This window comes from Deltaproteobacteria bacterium (assembly GCA_040223695.1).
Lineage (GTDB): Bacteria > Desulfobacterota_D > UBA1144 > Nemesobacterales > UBA2774 > JAVKFU01.
The window spans coordinates 508,322-528,428 of sequence record JAVKFU010000015.1; the positions used below are offsets into that span (position 1 = coordinate 508,322).

Annotated in this window: 20 protein-coding genes; 6 read left to right on the forward strand and 14 right to left on the reverse strand. The window is 50.7% G+C overall.

Features of this window, described 5'->3' with window-relative positions; all coding sequences use genetic code 11:
• Nucleotide 1: 1 nt before the first annotated feature.
• Nucleotides 2–244: a hypothetical protein gene (locus RIG61_06575; protein MEQ9618821.1), complete on the reverse strand. Its 243-nt coding sequence runs from the start codon at nucleotides 242–244 to the stop codon at nucleotides 2–4.
• Nucleotides 245–514: 270 nt separating this feature from the next.
• On the opposite strand from RIG61_06575, the gene RIG61_06580 reads away from it, so the two are divergent.
• From RIG61_06580 to RIG61_06605, 6 genes are all read left to right on the forward strand, one after another.
• Nucleotides 515–967 (forward strand): CBS domain-containing protein, encoded by a 453-nt coding sequence (locus tag RIG61_06580; GenBank protein MEQ9618822.1) that lies wholly within the window; start codon nucleotides 515–517, stop codon nucleotides 965–967.
• A gap of 97 nt (nucleotides 968–1,064) precedes the next feature.
• Nucleotides 1,065–1,973 (forward strand): universal stress protein, encoded by a 909-nt coding sequence (locus tag RIG61_06585; protein MEQ9618823.1) that lies wholly within the window; start codon nucleotides 1,065–1,067, stop codon nucleotides 1,971–1,973.
• 22 nt (nucleotides 1,974–1,995) lie between these two features.
• The gene (locus RIG61_06590; GenBank protein MEQ9618824.1) at nucleotides 1,996–3,606 is read left to right on the forward strand and encodes an AAA family ATPase; all 1,611 of its coding nucleotides are present in this window, start codon (nucleotides 1,996–1,998) and stop codon (nucleotides 3,604–3,606) included.
• Nucleotides 3,607–3,609: 3 nt separating this feature from the next.
• Entirely contained in the window at nucleotides 3,610–4,326 is a 717-nt protein-coding gene (locus tag RIG61_06595) for a VIT1/CCC1 transporter family protein (protein ID MEQ9618825.1), read from the forward strand.
• A gap of 65 nt (nucleotides 4,327–4,391) precedes the next feature.
• Nucleotides 4,392–7,070 carry a cation-transporting P-type ATPase gene (locus RIG61_06600; GenBank protein MEQ9618826.1) on the forward strand — a complete coding sequence of 893 codons (2,679 nt, stop codon included), beginning with the start codon at nucleotides 4,392–4,394 and terminating at the stop codon, nucleotides 7,068–7,070.
• Nucleotides 7,071–7,176: 106 nt separating this feature from the next.
• A complete protein-coding gene (locus tag RIG61_06605) occupies nucleotides 7,177–8,904 on the forward strand; it encodes an FMN-binding glutamate synthase family protein (protein MEQ9618827.1) in 1,728 nt (575 codons plus the stop codon).
• A gap of 52 nt (nucleotides 8,905–8,956) precedes the next feature.
• Here the strand turns inward: RIG61_06605 and RIG61_06610 are convergent, their stop codons facing one another.
• The 13 genes from RIG61_06610 to RIG61_06670 all read right to left on the reverse strand — a co-directional run bounded on the left by RIG61_06610 (nucleotide 8,957) and on the right by RIG61_06670 (nucleotide 19,991).
• Nucleotides 8,957–9,934: a DUF6515 family protein gene (locus RIG61_06610; protein MEQ9618828.1), complete on the reverse strand. Its 978-nt coding sequence runs from the start codon at nucleotides 9,932–9,934 to the stop codon at nucleotides 8,957–8,959.
• A gap of 2 nt (nucleotides 9,935–9,936) precedes the next feature.
• Nucleotides 9,937–10,776, reverse strand: coding sequence for a DUF2092 domain-containing protein (locus tag RIG61_06615; protein ID MEQ9618829.1), 840 nt, complete (start codon nucleotides 10,774–10,776; stop codon nucleotides 9,937–9,939).
• A 74-nt stretch (nucleotides 10,777–10,850) separates the two neighbouring features.
• Nucleotides 10,851–11,288, reverse strand: a complete 438-nt coding sequence (locus tag RIG61_06620) for a universal stress protein (GenBank protein ID MEQ9618830.1) — start codon at nucleotides 11,286–11,288, stop codon at nucleotides 10,851–10,853.
• A gap of 52 nt (nucleotides 11,289–11,340) precedes the next feature.
• Nucleotides 11,341–11,736: a CBS domain-containing protein gene (locus tag RIG61_06625; protein MEQ9618831.1), complete on the reverse strand. Its 396-nt coding sequence runs from the start codon at nucleotides 11,734–11,736 to the stop codon at nucleotides 11,341–11,343.
• A 150-nt stretch (nucleotides 11,737–11,886) separates the two neighbouring features.
• Nucleotides 11,887–12,456 carry a TetR/AcrR family transcriptional regulator gene (locus tag RIG61_06630; GenBank protein ID MEQ9618832.1) on the reverse strand — a complete coding sequence of 190 codons (570 nt, stop codon included), beginning with the start codon at nucleotides 12,454–12,456 and terminating at the stop codon, nucleotides 11,887–11,889.
• A gap of 109 nt (nucleotides 12,457–12,565) precedes the next feature.
• Nucleotides 12,566–13,015: a nitrous oxide reductase accessory protein NosL gene (locus RIG61_06635; protein MEQ9618833.1), complete on the reverse strand. Its 450-nt coding sequence runs from the start codon at nucleotides 13,013–13,015 to the stop codon at nucleotides 12,566–12,568.
• Entirely contained in the window at nucleotides 13,012–13,851 is an 840-nt protein-coding gene (locus RIG61_06640) for an ABC transporter permease (protein MEQ9618834.1), read from the reverse strand. The genes RIG61_06635 and RIG61_06640 overlap by 4 nt, the downstream gene beginning before the upstream one ends.
• Nucleotides 13,841–14,740 (reverse strand): ABC transporter ATP-binding protein, encoded by a 900-nt coding sequence (locus RIG61_06645; protein ID MEQ9618835.1) that lies wholly within the window; start codon nucleotides 14,738–14,740, stop codon nucleotides 13,841–13,843. The genes RIG61_06640 and RIG61_06645 overlap by 11 nt, the downstream gene beginning before the upstream one ends.
• Before the next feature lie 14 nt (nucleotides 14,741–14,754).
• On the reverse strand, nucleotides 14,755–16,137 hold the full coding sequence (nosD, locus tag RIG61_06650; protein ID MEQ9618836.1) for a nitrous oxide reductase family maturation protein NosD: 1,383 nt from the start codon (nucleotides 16,135–16,137) through the stop codon (nucleotides 14,755–14,757).
• 91 nt (nucleotides 16,138–16,228) lie between these two features.
• A complete protein-coding gene (locus tag RIG61_06655) occupies nucleotides 16,229–16,891 on the reverse strand; it encodes a cytochrome C (protein MEQ9618837.1) in 663 nt (220 codons plus the stop codon).
• A 126-nt stretch (nucleotides 16,892–17,017) separates the two neighbouring features.
• Nucleotides 17,018–17,386, reverse strand: coding sequence for a hypothetical protein (locus tag RIG61_06660; protein ID MEQ9618838.1), 369 nt, complete (start codon nucleotides 17,384–17,386; stop codon nucleotides 17,018–17,020).
• A 113-nt stretch (nucleotides 17,387–17,499) separates the two neighbouring features.
• Nucleotides 17,500–19,545, reverse strand: a complete 2,046-nt coding sequence (gene nosZ, locus RIG61_06665; GenBank protein ID MEQ9618839.1) for a Sec-dependent nitrous-oxide reductase — start codon at nucleotides 19,543–19,545, stop codon at nucleotides 17,500–17,502.
• Nucleotides 19,546–19,583: 38 nt separating this feature from the next.
• Nucleotides 19,584–19,991: a cytochrome c gene (locus RIG61_06670; protein ID MEQ9618840.1), complete on the reverse strand. Its 408-nt coding sequence runs from the start codon at nucleotides 19,989–19,991 to the stop codon at nucleotides 19,584–19,586.
• Nucleotides 19,992–20,107: the final 116 nt, after the last annotated feature.

The window sequence follows — 20,107 nt, forward strand, 5'->3', positions numbered from 1 at the left end:
ACTAGTCTTCTTCGTAGCCGGCAGTCGAGGCCCTTTTGAGCATATCCCTTACAACGCTCAAAGCCTCCTTTGAGGCGCCGCGCCTATCGTCTTTATGCCCGCTTACGCTCACTATTACCCTGATGCTCCTTATCCTCCCCTTTATTTTTTCCTCCTTTTCAATATATCCTAATGTGGCCTCGGTCGCGTCCCTCTCGCCGTTATATGTAGTATCAATCAGATAAAGGACACCGTAATCAGACATAAAGACCTCCTCCGTCATCAATAAACAGCTTTAGTTTTGCAAATCCGGAGCCAAATTTTATCATGCGGAAAGGAATATGCATTTTTCCGGGCGGCTTCGCTATGAGTGTCAGAAAATCCGACACACGACACAATCACTCTTTAATCCGCCGTGTAAACGGCTTGTTTAGAGTTACAATCAGGGTTTCGCGCAGCGGCATATTTGTTGCTCTATTCTATTACAGCGAATGTCGATCGGTTTGAGCAAAGTCACACGATTTCGGAGATAAATATGAGAGGCAATATAAAGGATGTTCCCGATTTGTTAGATGAGGTCATAAACAGAAACGTCATCACGATTTCCCCTTCTTCCCCCGTCTCGGAGGCGGCCTACATAATGATGAATGAGGATATAGGCGCACTTGTTATAGTATCGGATAATGATACGAGGCCGGTCGGTATAATTACGGACAGGGACCTTGTTATATCCGTCATGGCGGAGAGGAGAAACCCGGATGAAGTGACGGTTGAGGAGGTTATGACCAAAAACCCTGTAATCATCGACGAGAATACCGATATATTCGAGATGCTGAGAAAGTTGTCCGAGCACTCCATAAGAAGGCTCCCGGTAACGAAGCGGGGAAAACTTGCGGGAATCGTGTCTGTCGATGACTTGATTGTGGTTGTGGCTACCGAACTCGTAAACGTGGCAATAGCTATGAGCAGCAAATCGAAGATTCTTTGATATAAGAGAGGAACTAAATATGTTAGACTTATCTGCCTTTGCGCTCAGTTGGAAATAAAATGGAAGCGCGGAAAATAAATAAAACGGGTAGCTGAATATGAAAATAAAAAGAATATTATGGGCGACGGACGGCTCGACGGAAGCCGAGGCGGCGCTTGATTACGCAAAATACCTGGCCGCGCTCACAAAGGCCGAGATTATAGGGGTGCACGTTATACCCCTCCCTGTACAGCTTCTTTTCAAGGAGCTGAGAGAAGAGGACGTCAAGTTTCATGAATGGGAGTCGAGGGCCGAGAAAAGGGTTGCCGACAGATTCAGCGCCATAGGCAAATCCCTCGATAAGGCGGGGATTAAATTCGACGGAGTAATACTGAAGGGAATTCCCGGCGATAAGATACGTGAGTTCTCCCGCTTGAGGAAAGCCGATCTGATCGTCATGGGAAAGCAGGGTCACGGGCTCATTGAAAGCATGATGGTCGGAAGCGAGACCGTAAAGGTCCTTAAGAAATCGCACATACCCGTCCTTGCCGTAAAAGGAGGGGGAGCGGGGAAAAAGGTCGGCATTAAGAAGATTCTTGTTCCGCTCGACCTTTCCGACGACAACGTATCCGCCCTTAACTATGCCATCGGTCTTTCTACTCTAACGGGCGCTGCGGTCACGGTTATCTACGCGCTCAGGCTTGACATGTACGCTCAGGACATGCCCACGGGGGCGCTCGATATAGTGATCAAGCAGTCGGTCCGTGAGATCGAAAACAGGGTGAGCGACATAAAGCAGAAATTTGAAAAATCCGGCGGTACAAAATTAAAAACCGATGTCAGGACGGAAGTTATTCACGGACTGAGCCCGGCAATTTCCATAGCGAACTACGCATCAAGAAATGGCAGCGACCTGATAGTGATAAACACGCACGGGAGGACGGGAATCAAGAGACTCATTCTCGGAAGCGTTACCGAAAGATTGATTCCGGAATCGCCGTGCTCCGTTTTATCACTCAGGCCCTGACAGTACGTCAGCACTTGAACGAATGCTAAACGAAGATAGTGTGAAGAGGTCGGATTTAATCGATTTCCTTCTTAAACCCTCCGCCTACCCTCATAACCCCGACAAAGTAATTCACATACAAACACACGCCTCTGATGTTTTCGTCGTGCCTCCCTACGTGTACAAAGTAAAAAAACCCGTGGACTTCGGATTTCTGGACTTTTCCACTCTGGAAAAAAGAAAGCTGTTTTGCGAAAAAGAAATAGAGCTAAACAGAAGGCTTTGCGGGGAAACATATATAGGAGTGGAGGAAATTAAATTCAAAGACGGCGCATTTGCCTTTTCAGGGGAAGGGGAGACAGTCGAGTACGCCGTTAAAATGAATAAGCTCCCGGAGGAGAAATTTCTTATTAATATCCTCGGAAGGGGGGAAGCGACCGAGGAGAATTTCACAAGACTGGCTCGCAAACTGAGAGATTTTTACAGCGGGCAGACTACCGGGACAGAAGTGCTCGATTACGGGGCGCCCGAGAGGATAAAGGTAAACATTGACGAAGTCCTCTCTATCTCAAGAACATTCACGGACACTACGCTGTCTCCCGCACAGTATAACGCGATCAGCTTTTATAACGGGCAATTCTTCGCAAACAAAACCGGCCTGCTGCTTAAAAGAAAAGACGAAAATTATATTAAGGACTGCCACGGCGATCTGCATCTGGAACATATAAATTTCGCCCCCCCGGAAATCTGTATTTACGACTGTATAGAGTTCAACGAAAGGTTCAGGTACATAGACATCGCCTCCGACATAGCGTTTCTGGCAATGGACCTCGATTACAACGGCTACTACGGCTTCTCCGGCTTCTTCGTTTCCGAAATCCAAAAAGAAATGGATGACAATACAATGGGAGAGGTTATTGACTTTTACAAGTGCTACAGGGCCTGCGTAAGGGGGGAAGTGGAGAGTATAAGGGGGACTGAAAAGGAAGTGCCGGAGGAGGGCAAACGTCTCGCGCTCTCAAGGGCGGAGAAATATTTCAAACTCGCCTTGAGATATGCCCTTTTCGGCTCCCCTCCAGTGGTAATCGTAACCTTCGGGATAATCGGCACGGGAAAATCAACGCTCGCCGGGAAGCTTGGAGAAGAGCTGGGCGCAAATGTAATATCCTCGGATTATATAAGGAAAGAGATAACCGGTATGGCCGCTCAGGAGAAGAAATACGAAGGTTACGACAAGGGTATATATTCCCCGGACATGACGGAAAGGACTTATAGAGAGCTGCTCGCGCGCGGAGGGGAGGAAATAAAAAAACACAATATCGTTATCCTTGACGCGAGTTTTTCAAAGCTTAAATGGAGGGAGCTGCTCGCGCGAGACGCCTGGCTAGAGAGATATGAGGTTTACTACTTCAGAACCGATGCCCCGGAGGCGGTCATACGGGAGAGGCTCATAAAGAGAGAGCTTGAGGGAGCCTCCGTATCCGACGCCCGGGTAGAGATAATGGACAGATTTATGAGGGAGTTCGAGGAGCCGGAGGAGCTTCGGGACAAGAGTTATTTCACCGTAAATACTGTGGGGGATGAAGGCGGGATTATAGATTCCCTCTTTCGGGAAATTATTTCAAGGCAATTCTCTACCGAAGCCGGAGAATAAAAAATGGAAGGAATAGTCAAATCCGAAGCTAAAATCAGCTCCTACCTTTCGGACTTCGTTTTCGGCGGAATCGACGGGGCGGTTACGACCTTTGCAGTGGTAGCGGGGGTGGCGGGTGCTTCCCTTTCGCCCACTATCGTGCTGATTCTCGGATTCGCAAACCTGTTCGCGGACGGATTCTCCATGGCCGTCGGAAACTACCTGAGCACAAAATCGAGGAAGGAGTTCGCCGAGAAGGTGAGGAAATCCGAGGAACACTCGGTCCACAATATCCCCGAGGAAGAAACCGAGGAAATAAGGGATATATTCTCCAGGAAAGGCTTTAAAGGCCGGCAGCTCGAAGAAGCCGTCGAGACGATAACGGGAAACAAGGATATTTGGGTAGATACAATGATGAAGGACGAATTCGGGATATTCGAAGACCACACCTCCCCGGTTAAGAGCGGGGCGGTTACGTTCGTATCATTTAACCTGATAGGGTTCATACCTCTTCTCGCTTATGTCTGGGCATATTTTATCGGGCCCCTAAAAACCGATACCTTCGCAATTTCCGTGGTTCTGACTTCCTGCGCGCTTTTTATAGTCGGTTCGGTAAAGGGAAGAATAATGGAGCACAGGTGGTATTATTCGGGTCTCGAGACCTTCTTTGTCGGGGGCGCGGCCGCCCTCATAGCGTACATCGTCGGCTATCTCTTAAAAGGCCTAGCTCAATTTGGATAGCGTCCGGTCGCATTTTATAGAGCCATACGAATACAGAATCAATTTCCGGGAATTAATGACAATCTATGGATATTAAAGCTCCCTACAGCATCGAGCCAGACGAGCTACTCGGACTTTTAGACGTTTCCGCGGAAACCGGCCTTAACAGCGCGGGCGCCTCGGAGCGGCTTCGTAAATACGGCAAAAATCGCCTGGCCGCCGCAACGCGCCTGAGCGCGTGGACTATCCTGATTAGACAGCTCAAAAGTCTTATAGTCGCGCTTCTGACGGTAGCCGCGATCATCTCTATCCTTTTTGGAGATTGGCCCGAGGGAATAGCGATAATAGCTGTCATCCTTATAAACACCGCAATCGGGTTCTTTACCGAAATCAGGGCGGTAAGATCGATGGAAGCCCTCTACAAGCTCGTACGCATTGATGCCAAGATCAGGCGGGAGGGAAACGTAAAAGTGCTCCCTTCCGAGCAGATCGTCCCGGGGGATATCGTTATCCTCGAAGCGGGCGACATTGTTCCGGCCGACCTCAGGATCATAAAGGCCTCCAACATCGAGTCCAGCGAATCCTCGCTCACAGGGGAATCCGTCCCTGTCGGCAAAAATACGGAAGCTGTATCCGAGGACACGCCCATTGCCGACCGTACAAATATGTTGTTCATGAGCACCCCCATAACAAAAGGCAGAGGGGAAGGAGTGGTTACGGCCACGGGACTCAATACCGAGATAGGGCGCATCAGCGCTCTCGTCCAGGAGGCCGAAGAGGAAAAAACCCCGCTCGAGAAGAGCCTCGACCGTTTAGGGAACAAGCTCATATGGGTAACCATTCTTCTTGCGGTGCTCGTGATCATAACCGGGATTCTCCGGGGCAGGGACATACTGCTCATGGTGGAGACAGGAATCGCACTTGCCGTAGCCGCGATCCCGGAGGGACTTCCCGTTGTGGCTACAATCGCCCTTGCGAGAGGCATGCTCAGGATGGCCGAGCGGAACGCTCTTGTAAACCGCCTGAGCGCCGTCGAGACCCTGGGCTCGACAAACGTAATATGTACGGATAAAACCGGCACGCTCACTGAGAACAAAATGAGCGTTGAGCTGATAGCAACCGATTCGGGAGCTGTCCGGATAGTAGAGGGAGGGAAAGAGGGAGAGGCTGCTTTTCTGGTAGACGGGGTCAAGGAAAATCCCCGTGAGGACGATATTTTAATGAAAGTCCTCGAGACAGGAGTGCTCTGCAACACTGCGTCTTTAAACGGCAGCTCTGAAAAAAACGCAGACGCAATCGGCGACCCTCTCGAAATAGCTCTGTTAATCGCGGGATTAGACGCAGGTATCGATAGAAACGAACTGTTGTCGCGCTATCCCGAGACCGGCGTTGAGCCTTTCGACAGATCCGTAAACATGATGGCGACTTTTCATAAATCGGACGGCGTTTACAGAGTAGCGGTAAAAGGCGCCCCCGACTCGGTCCTTGAATCTTCCACTTCAATTCTCACCGAAAAAGGGGAGATGGAGTTGACAAAAGAGACGAAAGAGGAGTGGAGCGAAAAAAACGAAGAGCTCGCCGGAAGGGGCTACAGAATAATAGCCCACGCGGAAAAAACTGCCGGAAGCCCGGACGAAGAACCATACGCAAATCTCACATTCCTCGGTCTCGTATGCCTTCTCGACCCTCCGCGCTCCGACATAAGGGAGTCGATTGAGAGGTGCCTTGAGGCCGGCATTAAAGTAGTAATGGTAACGGGAGATCAGCCGTCCACGGCGAGAAACATAGCTCATGCGGTAGGCCTTGTGGAAAACGAGGAAGCGAAGGCTATACATGGAAAGGACCTGAGAAATATAGAGGGCCTGTCCGAACGAGATAAAGAGGACATATCCGGGTCGCTAATACTAGCCCGTGTGAGTCCTGAGCAGAAACTCGACGTCATCTCGTTATATCAGGAGAGAGGAAACGTGGTCGCTATGACAGGGGACGGTGTAAACGACGCCCCCGCCCTCAAACAGGCGGATATCGGAATCGCGATGGGCCTGAGAGGGACGCAGGTTGCGAGAGAAGCCGCGGATATAGTTTTAAAAGACGACTCCTTTTCGACGATAGTACACGCAATCGAGCAGGGACGAACCATATTCGGAAATATAAGAAAATTCATTTTCTATCTGATCTCCTGTAACGTAAGTGAAATAATGGTCGTAACCATAGCTTCGTTCGCTTCTATACCATTGCCCATACTCCCTCTTCAGATTCTGTTTCTGAACCTCGTTACAGATGTCTTCCCCGCGCTCGCGCTCGGGATGGGAGAAGGGAACGAAAATATAATGAAAATGCCGCCCAGGGAACCGGGGGAGCCGATAATAACCAGAAGAAGCTGGCTCGGAATCGCCGGATACGGTCTGCTCATAACGGCGGCAGTCCTGGGAGCCCTCCTAATATCCATAAAAGAACTGGGATTCGACGACCAGAGGGCGGTATCCGTCTCATTTCTTACGCTCGCCTTCGTTCAGCTGTTTCACGTATTTAACATGAGAGAAGCCCGTTCCGGCCTTGTTAAAAACGAGGTAACGCGGAATAAATACGTGTGGGGCGCGATCATGCTTTGTGCGGTAATTATCCTTACCGCCGTATATTTCACCCCCGCGGCTCAAGTTTTGAGTGTAGCAAACCCCGGCGCCGACGGATGGACACTCGTTATAGCGATAAGCCTCATTCCACTGGTAATCGGTCAGGCGCTTAAGTACGTATTAAGACCCTGATTATCCGTTATAAACTTATAATCGAGTAAAATCACTTCCGAGTCCCAGCCGCGGTTTTAAGGGGAGCAGGTTTAAAAAACCGCCAGTATAAATTAGAATATATAAAATGAGCTACAGGGAATCCGATCAGTGCGGCAGATTTCTGGCCAAGCTTAGAGCACAGGGCAAGGAAAAAGGCCTAGTTCAGTACACATACAACCCTCCCCTTCAAAGGGTGATGGATATAATCTCAATAGTCATGCTTGTGGCCGCAATACCGGCTGCCTGGTATTTCGGCAAGTGGTATTACGCCCTGATTCTGGGTCTTGCCGCATTGTTCACGTTTTCGATCAGGGAGCTGTTCGTTCAGGACGACAGGACTCTTATCAGGATATACGGGCCGCTGGGCAGAGTACGCTATCTGTTCGAGGACACGTTCAGGGACAAATATCTTCAGTACTTCAACGAGACGAACACAAACGGGAGGCCGATTCCGAGGATAGTCAGGGACTACATATATCAAAAGGCAAAGCGCATAAAGCCGCTTTCGAGCTTCGGAACCGAACTCGACATGTTCGATCTCGAAAACACCGCGCAGTCTCACATACTGCACCGCAACTTTACCGGCGCTCATACCAAGGCAGGCTACGAGGTCATAATCGGGGAGAAAAGACCGGAGGTGAGACCGTTTAAGGTAAGGAATATTCTGAACGTCTCAGCCATGAGTTACGGATCCATAAACTGGAAGGCCGCCGAGTGCATAAGCATAGGCGCCCGGGACGTTGCCTACGTAAACACCGGGGAGGGAGGATACGGCCCGCACGGAGTCGCCGGAAACGACGTAATATTCCAGATCGGCACGGGCAAGTTCGGCGTGGGGAAAAACTTCGAATTGAATGACGGCATGCATACACGTCTTCTGGACGATGCTCTTCTCAAGGAACTCGTCCGGGAGCACGATAATATAGGGATGATTCAGATCAAGATTTCCCAGGGGGCCAAGCCGGGAATGGGCGGTGTGCTGCCCGGCGTAAAGGTTACCCCTGAGATAGCGGCTGTGAGAAAGGTAGAGCCCTGGAAAACCGTCATAAGCCCGCCCCAGCATGCGGAATGTATCGCCTCCACACCGGGAGACTCCGTACTCAAGCTCATGGAATTCATAAAAAGGGTAAGGAAGCTCACCGGGCTTCCTGTCGGTATAAAAATGTGTGTGGGCAGGATCGAGGAGATCGATCTTCTGATAGAGGCAATGAAGCACACCGGAGACGGCCCGGATGCCATACAGATAGACGGGGCCGACGGAGGCACAGGCGCGGGAGAGAACATTTATATGAACTACGTCGGTTACGGGAGCGCGTTCGAGACCACCTACTATCTGGATAAAAAACTGAAAGAGGCAGGGCTCAGGGACAGTGTAACGATAAGCTGCTCGGGAAAGCTGTTCACGCCCGCGCACGCCGCTCTCGCCTTCGCCGTGGGAGCGGACGTAATCGACACGGCAAGGGGCGCCATGCTCGCGCTCGGATGCATACAGTCCTTAAAGTGTCATACCAATGAATGCCCTACTGGAATCACCACTAACAGTAAATGGAGAATACACGGCGTTAACCTGCCTGAAAAATCCACGCGGATACATAATTATCTGACGGGGTTTCACAGGGACATGCTCGACCTTACGGAAGTGCTCGGTCACAGCGACCCGCGCGATATAAACCCCAGTGATATAAGGATCATCAGTTATAAAAACGTTTTTGTCAGGTTTTTCGATGAAGACCCGTTCGGGGTCTATCTGCCTTCTAATCCGGGACTGGAAGAATCGATAGACGATCAGCTTTACAGAAGCCTGAAAAGCTGATTCTTTCCAGGCGGAACCCCTTAGACCCTAACCGCGTAAGGAATAAGTTTCACTACGTCGGATCAGACACAATCTTGTATATTACGCTGTTCCCGCTGTAAAACGGCTGGTAGTAAGCTCCGCCGAAGAGAAAGTACGTCGCGCCGCCGACTTGAGTTTTCTGCGCTCCGTCGGGAAGGTACTGTACCATTGCCCCCACGGGAGGCTCGGCTACCCTGTATCCGTTGCCGGCGCGGGAGTAAAAAGCTCCCCCGCAGTCGAAATATTCGCCCCCTCCGGCATACACTGTACTGCAGCTCGGCGGAAGTGAAACGACCACAGCGTTAACCGGGGGCGGTACCACCACGTATTGATTGTCCTGAGGCGCGTAGTACACGCCGTCGGAGTAATAGAAAGGATTTCCTTCCACGTAAACTGTGTTGTAGGACGGAGGAAGGCTCGCTATCGCCGCGCCGACCGCCAGGCCGCCCGCGAACGCCCAGCCGGAGTAGTAGCCGTTCCATGAGTTCCAATAACCGTGCCAGTAATTGTTGTAGTAGTTATCATTATAAATATTGACGGTGTTGTTATTGAAGTTATCTATGTCGTTACGCCTGTTCTCCTGATTGTTAGAAATGGAGTCCTGTCTGTTCTCTTGATTGTTCCCGATAGAATCCTGTCTGGATGTCTGATTGTCGGATATGGCGCCCTGCCGGGAGCTGATATTTTCCTGCCTGTTCTGACTCCAATTGCCGCTGTCCTGGCCCTGCACGCGGCCTGAGCCGAGATTGCCCGCCTGATAGCCGCCGTAGTTAGAGCCCCTGTCGGAGCCGAGACTGTTCCCTGAGTACCTGACGCTACCCATACCCCTGCCCCCGTACCCTGAACCGCCGAAACCGCCGCCTCCGCCCCGATATCCTCCTCCGCCGAAGCCTCCTCCGCGTCCGCCGCGGGCATACGCATAGGGAGTGAGTATCAGACCGATAAGCACGAGAACAGCTATCACGGTCATAAGAAAATATTGTTTGCCGGATTTTTTGTCTTTATACATTGCTATCCCCCTTCCTGATTTGCTAATTTTATAAAATCGATCCTGGCCGCCCTTTTCGGTATCACGGGTTTGAATATGGATTCGCTTCCCTCCGGACCTAAGTTCCACTCGGAGAACACCGCTGTGTACTGGGGCGAACCCGGTACTGTCTTATAAGTTATTACGAGCTTGCAAGGGAGTTTCTCGACGCCCCCTGAAACCCAAAGCTGCCAGTCTATATATTTCTCTACGAATGCCAGATGGCGGCACTCACTGCCGTTTATACTGCTGTTCCCAACCACAACGCCCGCGCGGACGTTCTTCATTAAGGAGCCGTACGGGTCGCTGAACACTATATCCGCGAGAGGAAGCGTAAAACCGTAGTCTTTCATCAGATAATCCATAGTCTCGTCTAAAGTGGCGGGCACCTTGAGCTGCCCGTAAAAATTGTCGTCCGTATTAAGGACGGTAACTTCATCTCCGCTATACCAGATCTTTCTGCTGTGAAGATCCCCGTTGTACACCGCGTGGAGCAGGTTGGGGCGTTTTACCGTGACGCTTGCTTCACCGCCAAACTGTATCTTCTGACCCGAGGGCAGCAGCTCGTCGAAGGTAATGTTGGCGTTGAAAGAAAGCTCCCCGGCCGACTTGAGCGTATTGCCCATTTCCTTTAGCAGGGCGTCTGCCGAGGGATCGACTATCGGTTTAATATTTGCGGCATCCTGCTCGTTCGACGTCGTACCCTTTTCGTTTTCCTCCGCCGCCGCAGGAATGCCGGGCGTGTAAACCGGAAGTATCGACAATACGGCAAACAGAGCCGCGACAGTGAACACTTGCGGTAAATTCTGCAGGAATTTTATCATCTCGTGTTTCTCCCCGGAGTGATGGTATTACCTAATACTATATCTTTTTTTAATTAAAGAACATACTGATATGGTTAGTCCGTCTCGCGCCTTACTACCAGCACCGGACAAGGAGATGTGAACATCACCCTGTGGCTGGTAGTGCCTACCGAAAGCTCGCCCGTCTCGGTTTTGAGTCCGTGAGAGCCCATTATTATAAGGTCTATATTTTTATCTTTGGCGTATGAGTTTATAACCCTCCACCTCGGACCGATTATTATTTCCGTATGAACGTTCAGGCCCCTTTTCTCGAAAACCTCCTGCTCATGTCTCATTTTCTCCTCGAGCTGGCCTTCGAGGTTCCTGTAAAATTCCTTAATTTCCTGGTCTATCTGATCGTATTCGAGCGGCTCGATGGCATGGAGAAGATAAACAGTCGACTCGAGCGCTTCCGCAAGATAAAGAACATACTCTCTCGCGCTTAGTGATCTGGAAGAAAAATCCGTCGGGAAAAGAATCTTTGCGATCTTCATGAATGGTCTCCTCTAGTGAAGCAAATTCAAAGATTCAGGTCAGGGTGAAAATTTACTTGTCTTTGACCTCGTCGAGCGCCTGAACGAGTCCGTTCAGAATATCGGTTGTCGTCAGAACACCGGTCAGCTCGCCGCCCTCTGAAATCACGGGAAGAGCGTTAAACTTGTTTTTGCTGATCAAACGGGCCGCATCCTTTAGCTCCGCGTTTTCTTTTACGATGACGGGGTCGAGCGTCATTACAGATTTAACCGTCAACGCGGGCTCTGTCTCATACTGAACAAGGGCCATACGGAGATCCCTGTCCGTGATAATCCCCTGAAGCCTGCCGCCCTCTATGACAGGTGCCTGCCTTATGTTGTGGTCGGTCAGTGTGTTGAAGGCGACCTTTATGTCTTCATCGGGTGAAACCGTGAGAGGGTTTTTTGTCATGTGTTCCTTTACAAGCATTACCGTACCTCCATTAAAATAGTACCCAATTTCGGGGAAAAGTAGTTCTACTGCCAAATGCGTCCGTGCAGCGCCGGATATATCGTACCCATTGAAACCAAAATCGCTTTGCATAACGTTCCGTACCGGTGTTATGCCGTATTTCCCCGTCTACTTAAAGAGGACTCTCAGGGCCGATTTTTTTGTTTCCTCTATCAGTTGTTCATAGGGCGGATTCAGTATGCCTTTTTTATGGAATAGTATGGTTCTGGTTATCATTCCGATTATGTGAGCAGCCATAAGGTCTTTTCCGGCTTTTCTGAATTTTCCCTCCCTGATTCCCTCCGCTATAACTTTTACGAACAGGTCCTTGGGTTTTTGCTTTTTAAAGGGCATTTTTTCGAGCTCCGTGTAATGGCCCATCATGATGTACGCATAAGCCTGGGGCTCTCTCTCGGCGAATTCGAAGAAAGATAAGATCATACCGGACAGCTTTTCCTCAGGGAGGGAGCCGTTCCGTGCGCCGTCGGCGAGCTTATCCCGGAACATATCCATATACTGCACAAATAAGTGATAAGCAATATCGTTCTTGCTCCTGAAATAGTTGTATATGGTACCTTCCGAGATACCGGCTTTTTTCGCGATCTCTTTTGTAGTCGTTCCCTTTATGCCCTTTTTTATAAAAAGGCCTAGCGCGGCGTTGCTTATTTTGGTTCTGGGGTTTTTGAGCGCTCTATTCATAGTAATAACATTCGGTCCCGGATCAGGCGTATAGGATAATAAGGGCTCACCTTAATATCAATATACTAACAACTCGTTAACTGAAGAGTACTAATCCCTGTAAGGGTCTTTATCTATGACCACCCTGCCCTATCAATTCGCCGAAACCGCCGAGCTCCCGCCCTTTTTCAAAACCCGGATACGCGAGCAGGGATTCTCTATCACCGAAGGCGATTATACCGTAGCCCATGGGGGTGTTTACATCGCCGCTCCGGAGATAAAACGCCTTTTTCCCGTCGGTCCAGCCCCCGGAGTTAAAGTCCACAACATAAACGGCGGCCAGGTTCGTGATCTCATTTTCATTCTCTCGGAAATGCTCGACCAGGCAACCGAGGTCATCGAACTTTCTGGACTCCCTTCGGGGCAAAAGATACTGGGCCGCGAAATTCTTTTCGCTTATTATCATCTTGCATCTTTCACATACATCTTCTCCGTAATGTATCTCTACCGGCCCTGTTCCGGCTTTATCCCTGCACGAGACGAGCAGAATAACAACCAATAAAACAAAAGAGGCCCTCATAACTCCTCCCTCCTCAATACGCTGAATGAAATATAGGCGAGCGCCAAAGGTATAAAGGTCCACAAAGCCATTATAGAGATGAGCAGAATCATGAGCCCCTCCTTACCAAAAGTTCTTACGGCGTATACCCCCACCGGGCCGAGTATCTCGAACCGGGGGCTGAGAATGAGCACGGACGAAATCTTGAATACCTCTGCGGGATTTATCACAGCGAGAATAAACAGCTGTTTTATCCCCAAATCCATAGCGGCGGCAGTGCCCATGATTCCGAGGTCCCCGAGTATTATGAACACGAGCCAGAGGAAAACGGAAATTCCTATCGCTTTGGAGGACTTTCCGGAGTATACGGAGACTACGAACCCCACGCTCAGAAGCGCGGCTGCCAGAAGCCCCGACATCAGCGCTGTGAGTATGTAGCCCGAAACATTTCCGGCGCCGCCTTTAAGAGCGACGCCGACTCCCGCAAGCCCGAATCCGAGCGAGATCGAAAACCATATCGGAACCAGCACGCCTATGAACTTCCCCGTAAGAACCTCGGCTTTCGTAACCGGATGCGAGAGAAGGTAGTGGAGGGTGCCGTTCTCCCTCTCGTTTGAAATGCCGATAGCCCCCGTGACAAGCGCTATCAGGGGAACGAAGAGCAGTACGAGGTTTATAAGGCTCGCAGCCGTCCTGCCGTATCCTGAGAAACCGGCGATCTCCCCGCCGCCTCCGGCTATGAACAGAATCAGTATCGCCAGCGCCGAGAAAGATACTGTATAAAGCACGAACCACCTGTTCTTGATGGATTCCCTCATCTCTTTACCTGTAATAATCAGTACGTTCCTAATATCCATTTCCACCCTCACTGTCAAGAATGTTCTCCATAGACGGCTCATCCATAGTGAAATCGATTACGGGGATTTTCTGTGTCATAAGCTCATTGAGCGGTTTCATCTTTTCCACCGCGCTCACCTCGACGATAATGCCCCTTCCATTTTTTCCATGAACCCTGACGCCCGCCCGGGCGAGAATGTCAACGGCTTCTCTTATATGCTCCTCCGGGATTTGGATATTCATTCTGAGAGCAAGACCGACTGACTCCGCAAGATTCCCCGGACTGTCTTCAAGGACCAGCTTCCCGTCCCTCAAAAGAGCCGCCCTGTCGGCGAGATAATCCACCTCGTCCAGCCTGTGGGACGAGAACACAACCGTTTTGCCGCCCTTCTTATACTCTCTCACGAGATTCAGAAACTCCCCCCTAGCACGGGCGTCGAGATTTGAAGTAGGCTCATCGAGCAGAAGAACTTCAGGCTCCGAAAGGAGCGCGATCGCGAAAGAGAGCCGCTGTCTCATTCCTCCGGAAAGCTCCGAGGCGTATTTGGATGAGTGTCCGGCAAGACCCACTTCACTCAGCACCCTCTCGCCAATTTTGCCGTCCACTTTCCTCAGGCGGGCGAAAAAACGGATTATATCTATCGTCTTCATATCATAGAAAACCGGCTCCTGCGGGAGGTAGCCGATAAGGGACTTCGCCTTCTTCGAGTGTTTTCTTACGTCTATCCCGTTTACGGCAATCTCACCCGTAAAGTCGAGAATGCCGAGTATGCATTTAATGAGTGTGCTCTTCCCCGCGCCGTTAGATCCTAGTAGAGCGACCGCTTCGCCCCACGCTACTTCGAGGCTCACGGAATCAACCGCCCTGAGCTTGCCGAAACGCTTCGTTACGTTTTTTATCTCTATCAATTTCTATCCATCCTTTAACTCTTGAGTAAATACCCGTAGAAAGAAAGCGGGATCAGAACCATCGATAAAGATAGGACAAGTAAGGCGGGGGAGAGCTTCCGTCTGTCTTTTTTCAGATGTTCCGGCACCCCGGCCCCGACAAGAGGATAATCGTCCGTCAGCTTGGGCGCGGGCTTCATTAGGGGAAAAGCTTCCGACGCGAGCTCGATAGCCTTTGATACGGGGCTGTGCACGAATATCCTGAGCTCGGGTCTGGAATCTATAATGTTCTCAAAAAGGCTCTCCGATTTGTAGGGTATTTCCCCTATCCCGTCGCCGTCTCCGTCATAACCCACGTAATCGCTCCAGTAATTTCCCCTGTTGTGCTCGTTCCATTCGTTTCCCTTGAGCTCTCCCCCTCCCCTGACCTCGACCTGCTCGTGGTTGTCCATAAAACTGTTGGAGACGAAAATATTCCTCTCGATGGAGGGCATCATCGAAATGCCGATGTCGTTATAAGCGATTACGTTGTCGTCAATTTTATTCCAGGAGTCGATGAGGTGGGGCGAGTTGTCCAGGTACATACCGATCCTGTTGTCTATGAAGAGGTTCCCTTCCGCTACTATGTCGTCGAGGTCCTTAAATCCTATGCCGTACCCTGTAGCGGGGCCCTGATTTCGCGCGAATATATTGTTATGGAAGGTTATACCGCTGCTGTACATAAGGAATCCACCCACGTAGTTATCTATGAATACGTTATCCTTGAAAAGGTTGTCGTTACTGTACATGTAGTGAAGTCCGTACCTCCCCTTCTCGACCCTGTTCCCCTCGATCACCGTGTTCCCGGACCACCACATCACGAGGTCTCTCGCGTTTACGACATGGTTGTTCAGTATCTTCGTGCCCGAGCTGTACCAGAGCCTTATACCGTCCCCCCTTTCGGGAAGGGGGAGGTCTTTGCCTCGTATAAAGTTCTTGCTTATTAGACCGTCGGGAGAATTTTTGAGATAAATACCGAACAGGACGTCATCGAGTCGGTTATTTTCTATTACGCTTCGGGGCGCGGAATCGAGCAGTATACCGCCGTGCTCCAGATTAAGGCTCTCCCCGCTGCCCGTAACATTGAAGCCCCTGAACACCGTGCCGGGGGCCTTAATCAGTACGACAACGCCCTTTCCTTCGCCGTCGATTACAGGATAGTCCTCCCCTGTGAGTGTAAGCGTTTTATCGACGACAATGTGCTCTTTGTATTCGCCCGAGCGGACCCGGATCGTGTCGCCTTTCTCCGCCGACTGTATAGCCGCGGAAATCGACGTGTAGGGGCCCTCGGGCGAAACCGTATGAACGGTCACGTTAGAATCTGCGGCTGCCAGATATGCCGACAAAATAAAAACAATTGCCACTATACGCATTATCATGACAAAACGCCCCTCCCGAGGATTACATTAAAGCCGGAACTGCACAGTTTTAATTTCTTGTCCATTTCCGGGACAGAAAGAGTATTTACGCTCAAGCGCTCCGGGCTTCCCGGGAATCCACAATCAGTGGCTTGTATGCCCTCCGGTGAAAATATAAGCCGATGATTATCAGCACGGACGCCGCGATCGACATATAAAGTCCTATCTCCCAGGTAGCGATAGTGCTGAACTGCGCTATCTTCCCCTCTCCGAGTATCGGCGGGACAAACGGTTTTATCGCGCCGCTCAGGGGTGCGTTTCTGTCGAGGTTCATGCCGAAATTCCGCATCCAGAAATAGAGGTCCCCCAGAAAGAACACGGGATAGAGGAGCGCCGGAATACAGAGAAAAAGGGCAACGGGGCTGTGTACATAAACCGCGCCAGCTATGAGAAGCGCAAGGCCGATTATGATGAACACGCTCAGCGTGCGCTCAAGGACAGCCGCCTCGCCCATAGGCTTCATACCTATATAGTGGTTGAGCCCGTCTATCTCATGAACATCCCCCGTGAGCCTGTTGACGTACATGCTGGCCTCAAGGCCGTCCGGATACTGGGGCGCGAAGAGCGTTATTTTCCAGTAAGGCAGAAATATGGATATAAAGAGAATGACCGCCGCAGCGACCAGAATTATCGACGGAAGAAGAAACCTCTTTCTCTCTTTTTCCCATAATTCTTTTGGGATACGGGGGCCGAATATAAGCTCATTTTCTTTCATTAATAACCTCCGGAAGCAGTAGAATAGAATATCGTGCTCCGTCACTCGTTCAGGGGGACTACTCTCGTATGCTGCCTTCCTGGAAGTAATCCCCCATGAATCGGGGAAGCGACTTAACCGGGAATCTTATTGTCCCGTCAAAATTCTTTTGGCGTTCAATCCCGCTGTCGCGGCTTTTACGTAATACTGCCATGCCATGTTGTAGCCGAAATTCGCCTTCTCCCATTCCTGTTTTTCCATGGCTTCATCACCCTGCGCCATATATTTATCCCCCTCGCCAAGCTGAGCCACAGCGTCGGCGATCAGGTCTTTTGCCACAGGGTTATCCTGGTCTCCTGTCTTTTCCAGCTCCCCGTAAACACTCATGACCGCCGCCCTCGTGTCGGTCGCCTGCTCCTGCCACGACCTGGCGGTTTCTTCATTCTCGGCGCCGGTGGCAATACCAGAGACTGCAAACATCATTATCAATCCGAATAATACGCCTAGCTTTCTCATTACGTAACCTCCCTCGGTACATAGTTGATAAATGCACTTCCCGTTGTATCCGCCTTGCCTCCCTCAGCTTTAACTCCGTGCGCAGGGGAGGCAAGGCAATTCGCGGCATTGCTTCAATTACCGTCAGGCTCCACGAGCAGATAACCCATCATCTCCAGGTGGAGAGCCGAGCAGAACTCGGTGCAGTAGAAGGGATATACTCCGGGCTTGTCGGCCACGAACTTGACCGTATTAGCTTCGCCGGGCTCGATACTCAGGTTGACGTTATAACCGTCTATAGCGAAGCCGTGAGTAGCGTCCCTTGCGCGCTCAACATTCGTTATGTGGAGGATAACCTCATCACCCTCGTTAACGGATATATGCTCGGGGTTGAAGTGGCTCCTGATCGCCGACATCCATACTTCCACCTTGCCGTCCTCACGGACGATCTTCTCGTTTCCGGCCGTTGCCGCATTCGGGTCCACGCTCATTGTTCCCGGATTGAACCCTACCTCCGGATAAACGGACCACGGATCGAGTTTGTCAGTCTTTATCATCTGAACGTAATGGGGCTCGCCACTGCCTATGGGCATATCGTAGAGGAGCTGCATTTTATCTCCCGACACGTCAATAAGCTGGAAATTTTGCGGGAGCAAAGGACCGACAGGGGTGAATCTGTCGATAGACCACTTATTCAGCGCGACGCAGTATTTTCCGTCAGGAGAAACGGTATCGCCCTCGGCGCAGACGGTGTGGCCTATATTGTAATGGACCGGTATCTTCTCCGTGAGAGTCCAGGCATCTTCACCCTCGTTGTAAGGGGGGCCCAGCTTCCACTTGGCGAGCGTGCTCTCTATGAATACGCTCGTATAGGCGTTACCCTCATTGTCGAACTGGGTATGTAAAGGCCCGAGCCCGATCTCGAGCTGCGCCGTCACGACGTCGTTGTAATTGAGAATGGGAACGCCGTAAGTGTCTTCTCCTTCAATGAGTTTATCCTTTATCGCTTTTTGAATTTTGTCAAACCCGTAAATTGTCGCGTGAGTATCGAGCTTGCCCGCTACCACTACGTAATCGCCGCCGGGAGCTACATCCACGCCGTGGGGGCTCTTGGGCTCGGGTATGAAGTAAAGCAATCCCTCCGCAATAACAGTTTCCATGGGAATAACGTTTACCCCGCCGATTTCCACGGTTTTCCCGGGCTGTCCCGCAACTTCCGCTGCCTTCTTCCAGTCGATCACGTGCATATAGTCCATGTCCCTTGCCGACACGCCCGCCTCGAAAGGAGGATTTCCCTGCTCTATACCGCCCGTAGCCATTTCGGTGTTTATAGAGTTACAGAAGAGCCAGCCCTCGCTTACTTTCTTTCCGGCGTCGCATAGGTCCTGCCAGTAAGGTGGTACTTCCATCTGGAATGACCCTTCCTCCACGATCCTTCCCTTTTCCCTGTCGAACTTGTGGAACGCAATAATACCGCGGTACTTTTCCTGATACTGGTCGATCGGAGCGTACTCGCCCAGTAGTATGGGAGTCGCGTACTGAGAAGCCTCGATTACGAACTCGGTATTAGGCGTAACGAAAGTAGAGCCGTGATCCGAGATCATATTCGGCGTCTTTATTATCTGCTTTACTTCAAAGTCGCGAAGATCGATCACCGCGACCCTGGCGTTAGCCTTGTCGTTGATGAATAAGAACTGCCCGTCGTAATCGCCGCCCGTCTCGCTCAATGCCGGATGGTGAGTGTCGGCCCACCTGAGCTCTCTATTCTCACCGAACGGCATATTACCCGAATTGAGGATATGCTCGGACTCAACGGAGCCGAACCCGAATCCCTGCCACGGCTCGGGCGTAAATACCGCTATCTCCTTGAGAAGGCGCATGGACGGAACGCCTATAACAAACACCTGTCCGGAATGACCCCCGGAGGCAAACATCAGGTAATCATCATACTTCCCTGTAGGCACATAGGTCTTAAGCGCGGCTTCCACGTCCTGCGGCGTGAGTCCGCGCGCTTCGGCTATCGCCTGCGCTCCATTGCCCACTTGCCCCTCCTGCCTGACCGTCTTCCCGTTTTCATCCTTTTCCACCTCTCCTTTCTCCTGACAACCGGTGAAAAAGGCTATCGAGAGGGCCAGGAGCAACAGCGGTAATACCCCTAATAACCTCTTGGATACTGTCATCTTTCAATACCTCCTTCTGTGTTACTGATTTTATTAAGCTACTTCTCAGCTTTTTTAGAGTCTTCATATTCGAAATACTCGATCAGAATATCAATTTCCTCGTCACTGAGGCCCTGATTGGGCATCGGAACGAGGTATTCCTTTAACATTTCCTTGGCTATAGGGTCCGTATATATCATCGTGTCCGGGGACTTGAGCCATTGTTTAAGCCATTCCTCCTCCCTCCTCTCGGTGACGCCCAGCAGGTCGGGCCCGGTAATTTTGCCCTTGCCTATCGAATGGCACGCAACGCACCCCTTTTCCTTGAAAATAGCCTGCCCTTTTTGCGCAACCCCTTCATCCGCGCCTGCGGCGGAACTGAACGTAATTGCGGCAAAGACCAATACCGGAATCAGCAGTGTAAAAAACCCGAACTGTGAAAAACGCGACAAGAAAAGTGAAATCATATCAATACCTCCTTTCCCCATTTATTTAACAATTTGGGTGCCATTCGTAATCTGCCGTATTTGTTTGATATTACTTATTCAACGGTTGTAAGTTGTCAGAAAACCGTACATTAAAA